The 6,323-nt window shown below is 44.7% G+C and carries 1 pseudogene; it reads left to right on the plus strand.

Annotated features, from left to right (window positions below):
- A pseudogene (locus HCO57_RS16435) lies at nt 1-6,323 on the plus strand (collagen-like protein); the annotation flags it as partial.

Genomic DNA, 6,323 nt, shown 5'->3' on the forward strand with positions numbered 1-6,323 from the left:
CAAGTTTAAGTACGGTAGCCGATAATGGTGACGGAACCTATACATATACGGACGAAGCTGGTAACACCCAGACTATCGATACCAGAGCATCAAGCAACCCATACGATAATACCACCAGTGGTTTGGCGGCGACTGACGTACAAGCTGCGATAGATGAAATCAACGCCGCTGCGGGCACGGTTGCCTTGGTAGACAATGGCGATGGCACCTATGTATTTACGGATGCATCGGGAGCTACCACAACGATAAGCGATACAAGTTTAAGTACGGTAGCCGATAATGGTGACGGAACCTATACGTATACGGACGAAGCTGGTAACACCCAGACTATCGATACCAGAGCCTCTAGCAACCCATACGATAATACCACCAGTGGTTTAGCTGCTACTGACGTACAAGCCGCGATAGATGAAATCAACGCTGCCGCGGGTACGGTTGCCTTGGTAGACAATGGCGATGGCACCTATGTATTTACGGATGCATCGGGAGCCACCACAACGATAAGCGATACAAGTTTAAGTACGGTAGCCGATAATGGTGACGGTACGTATACATATACGGACGAAGCTGGTAACACCCAGACTATCGATACCAGAGCCTCTAGCAACCCATACGATAATACCACCAGTGGTTTGGCCGCGACTGACGTACAAGCAGCTATAGATGAAATCAACGCCGCTGCGGGCACGGTTGCCTTGGTAGACAATGGCGATGGCACCTATGTATTCACGGATGCATCAGGAGCAACGACTACGATAAGCGATACAAGTATTAGCACTTTGGTAAATAACGGGGATGGAACATACACCTATACAGATGAAACAGGGTCAGCACAAACCTTTGATTTTGTAAGCAACGATGCTAATAACGACATTACTGTAGGTAGTGACGGTGGTTTATATTTAAATGTTGCTTCGGTAAGTATAGCTGAAACAATTACCAATATAGCAGATAATGGTAATGGTACGTTTACCTATACCAATGAAAATGGTGTTGCCCAAACAATAACAAAAGGCGACCTAACAAATAATGGAGATGGCACGTTTACCTATAATAACGGGAATGGAACACCAATTACATTTGTAGGTACAGATGATCAAACTGCAACTGAAGTAGCTATCACAGATGCAGCGGGTAACTTTGCCGCTAACAACGTTGAAGAGGCCTTGGCGGAATTAGCTACAAACAGCACAGACGACCAAGACTTAGGTCAAGGAGCAGGTAGCGTAGCTAATGAAAGCGTGGAATTAACCATTACAGATGGCGCAAGCACAACCATAGATATTCGTGATGCGGATTCAAATCCATTGAATGAGATACAGAATTTAAGTGAAGTATTGGCTGACGGAAATGACGGTGGAGGAGCAGCTATTACTAATATTGGGGACCCAACCAACGCTCAAGATGCTGCAACTAAGGCATATGTAGATGCTTTAGACGGTACAGATGACCAAGACTTAGGTCAAGGAGTAGGTGGCGTAGCCAATGAAAGCGTGGAATTGACGATTACAGATGGCGCAAGCACAACCATAGATATTCGTGATGCGGATTCAAATCCGTTGAATGAGATACAGAATTTAAGTGAAGTATTGGCCGACGGAAATGACGGTGGAGGAGCAGCTATTACTAATATTGCGGACCCAACCAACGCTCAAGATGCTGCAACTAAGGCATATGTAGATGCTTTAGACGGCACAGACGACCAGGACTTAGGTCAAGGAGCAGCTGGTGTAGCCAATGAAAGCGTGGAATTAACGATTACAGATGGCGCAAGCACAACCATAGATATTCGTGATGCGGATTCCAATCCGTTGAATGAGATACAAACTGTTGCTTCAGCAGACGGTTCGGTTACGGTAGTAAGAACTGGTGATGATTTTGATTTATCGGTAGACACGACTACAACTGTAGCCAACGCTAGTAGCGGAAATGAATTGACCACTACGGTAAATGGTGTTACAGGAGCACCTGTAGATATCATAAATAGCAATACGGTAACATTAAATGGTAGTAACGAATTAGTTAGTACGGTAAATGGAGAAGCTTCTACGGCGTTAGATTTAACTCCTGCGATACAAGCAAATCAAACCACTAGTTCTGTTGTAGCGGGTAATGGTGTATCGGTGACTCCAACCACAACAGGAAATAATACGGCATATACAGTTGCTGTTGACGAAGCCGCAATAGCGGATGGAACAATTTCTTCTTCAGATTTAACAGTAACCGGTGGTGCTAATTCAACTTTTGAGGATGTTACTTTAGAAATTGCGGCAGGTGCTGTAGGTACTGCAGAGCTTGCAGATGATGCTGTTGCTTTAGAAAAATTAGCCAACGGTACTGCAAATGGACAAGTAATGCAATGGGATGGTACGGAATGGACTTTAGTAGATTTAGGTTCTGTAACCGTAACTGAGAATGATGGTGTTATAGGTAACGAGGTTGTGGGACCAACAGACGGTACTTTGGTACGCTCTGGGGCTGGCTCAACAGTAAGTCCTTACACTTTAGATGTAGCTACAGGTGGGATTACTAGTAATGAAATTGCAACGGGAGCCGTAAATACGGACGAATTAGCAGATAGCGCGGTTACCTTAGGCAAACTTGAGGATGGTGCTAACGCAGGAGATATGATTCAATGGAATGGTACCTCATGGGAATATATAAATCCAAGTACTTTAATTCCTGCCAATAACGATAATGATGCGTCTAACGAGTTGCAAGATTTGTCCTTGACAGGAGATAATTTGACACTTAGTGACGATCCAACGGCAACCCCTATCGATTTATCGGATTACAGGGAAACTGTTGTAGGCGCTAATGATATTACGGTTACTAATGATGGTAATGGAAACTTTACGGTAGATTATGTTGATGGAGATAAGAGTGATACCAATGAGATACAGAATGCATCACAAGTAGAAATCACCGATGCTGCAGGAAACTTTACATCGACTGATGTAGAAGGAGCATTGGCAGAATTGGCTACGAACAGTACCGATGACCAGGCTTTAAGTTTAGCAGCAGGTAACATATTGACGTTGGAAGATGGAGGTACAGTAGATTTAACTCCGTTCTTGGATAACACGGACGACCAGGCCATCACAGCATTCAGTTTGGATAATGCTACCAATGTATTGACCATCACATTAGAGAATGGCGGTACGCAGACAGTGGATTTATCGAACTTAGATAACGCAGGTACGGACGACCAGACAGCTACTGAAGTAGAAATCACCGATGCAGCAGGAAACTTTACATCGACTGATGTAGAAGGAGCATTGGCAGAATTGGCTACGAACAGTACCGATGACCAAGCTTTAAGTTTGGCAGCAGGTAACATATTGACTTTAGAAGATGGAGGTACAGTAGATTTAACTCCGTTCTTGGATAATACGGACGACCAGGCCATCACGGCATTCAGTTTGGATAATGCTACCAATGTATTGACCATCACATTAGAGAATGGCGGTACGCAGACAGTGGATTTATCGAACTTGGATAACGCAGGTACGGATGACCAAGCTTTAAGTTTAGCAGCAGGTAACATATTGACTTTAGAAGATGGAGGTACGGTAGATTTAACTCCGTTCTTGGATAACACGGACGACCAGGCTATCACGGCATTCAGTTTGGATAATGCTACCAATGTATTGACCATCACATTAGAGAATGGCGGTACACAGACAGTGGATTTATCGAACTTGGATAACGCCGGTACGGATGACCAAACAGCAACTGAAGTAGCTATCACTGATGCTGCAGGAAACTTTACGTCGACTGATGTAGAAGGGGCATTGGCAGAATTGGCTACGAACAGTACCGATGACCAAGCTTTAAGTTTAGCAGCAGGTAACATATTGACGTTGGAAGATGGAGGTACAGTGGATTTGACCCCATTCTTGGATAACACGGACGACCAGGCCATCACAGCATTCAGTTTGGATAATGCTACCAATGTATTGACCATCACATTAGAGAATGGCGGTACCCAGACAGTAGATTTATCGAATTTGGATAATGCCGGTACGGACGACCAAACAGCAACTGAAGTAGCTATCACTGATGCTGCAGGAAACTTTACGTCGACTGATGTAGAAGGAGCATTGGCAGAATTGGCTGCAGCTAGTACAGACGACCAGGACTTAGGTCAAGGAGCAGCTGGTGTAGCCAATGAAAGCGTGGAATTAACGATTACAGATGGCGCAAGCACAACCATAGATATTCGTGATGCGGATTCCAATCCGTTGAATGAGATACAAACTGTTGCTTCAGCAGACGGTTCGGTTACGGTAGTAAGAACTGGTGATGATTTTGATTTATCGGTAGACACGACTACAACTGTAGCCAACGCTAGTAGCGGAAATGAATTGACCACTACGGTAAATGGTGTTACAGGAGCACCTGTAGATATCATAAATAGCAATACGGTAACATTAAATGGTAGTAACGAATTAGTTAGTACGGTAAATGGAGAAGCTTCTACGGCGTTAGATTTAACTCCTGCGATACAAGCAAATCAAACCACTAGTTCTGTTGTAGCGGGTAATGGTGTATCGGTGACTCCAACCACAACAGGAAATAATACGGCATATACAGTTGCTGTTGACGAAGCCGCAATAGCGGATGGAACAATTTCTTCTTCAGATTTAACAGTAACCGGTGGTGCTAATTCAACTTTTGAGGATGTTACTTTAGAGATTGCAGCAGGTGCTGTAGGTACAGCAGAGCTTGCAGATGATGCAGTTGCATTAGAAAAATTAGCCAACGGTACCGCAAATGGACAAGTAATGCAATGGGATGGTACGGAATGGACCTTGGTAGATTTGGGTTCTGTAACCGTAACTGAGAATGATGGTGTTATAGGTAACGAAGTAGTAGGACCAACAGACGGTACTTTGGTACGTTCTGGGGCTGGCTCAACAGTAAGTCCTTACACTTTAGATATAGCAACAGACGGTATTACAAGCAATGAAATCGCAACGGGAGCCGTAAATACGGACGAGTTAGCAGATAGCGCGGTTACCTTAGGTAAACTTGCGGATGGTGCCAATGCAGGAGATATGATACAATGGAATGGTACTTCTTGGGAATATATAGATCCAAGTACGTTGATTCCCGCGAACAACGATAATGATGCGTCGAACGAGTTGCAAGATTTGTCCTTGACAGGCGATAATTTAACACTTAGTGACGATCCAACGGCAACCCCTATCGATTTATCGGATTACAGGGAAACCGTTGTAGGCGCTAATGATATTACAGTCACTAATGATGGTAATGGAAACTTTACGGTAGATTATGTTGATGGAGATAACGATGATCAAAACGAAATTGAATTACCAACGGGAGGTGTTAACGGACAAGTATTAAGTACAGATGGAAGTGGTAATTATAGTTGGGTGAATCCAGATTCAGGACCACAAGGTCCAGCAGGTACTGATGGTGCAGATGGAAACGGAATTGCTTCCACAGTAGATAACAATGACGGTACATTTACTTTAAATTATACGGATGGTACCAGCTTTACCACTTCGGATTTGACAGGTCCTCAAGGTACTCAAGGTCCAGCCGGTAATGATGGTGCTGACGGTGCGGTAGGTCCTCAGGGTCCACAAGGTCCAGCGGGTGCAGACGGTGCAAATGGTACAGATGGAAACGGAATTGCTTCCACAGTAGATAATAATGACGGTACGTTCACTTTAAATTATACGGATGGTACCAGCTTTACTACTTCAGATTTGACAGGCCCTCAAGGCGCTCAAGGACCAGCAGGTAATGATGGCGCGGATGGCGCTGTAGGCCCACAAGGTCCAGCGGGTGCAGACGGTGCAAATGGTGTAGATGGAAACGGAATTGCTTCCACAGTAGATAACAATGACGGTACATTTACTTTAAATTATACGGATGGTACCAGCTTTACCACTTCGGATTTGACAGGTCCTCAAGGTACTCAAGGTCCAGCCGGTAATGATGGTGCTGACGGTGCGGTAGGTCCTCAGGGTCCACAAGGTCCAGCGGGTGCAGACGGTGCAAATGGTGCAGATGGAAACGGAATTGCTTCCACAGTAGATAATAATGACGGTACGTTCACTTTAAATTATACGGATGGTACCAGCTTTACTACTTCAGATTTGACAGGTCCTCAAGGCGCTCAAGGACCAGCAGGTAATGATGGCGCGGATGGCGCTGTAGGCCCACAAGGTCCAGCGGGTGCAGACGGTGCAAATGGTGTAGATGGAAACGGAATTGCTTCCACAGTAGATAATAATGACGGTACGTTCACTTTAAATTATACGGATGGTACCAGCTTTACCACTTCGGAT

This window comes from Croceivirga sp. JEA036, assembly GCF_011882165.1.
Classification (GTDB): Bacteria; Bacteroidota; Bacteroidia; order Flavobacteriales; family Flavobacteriaceae; genus Croceivirga.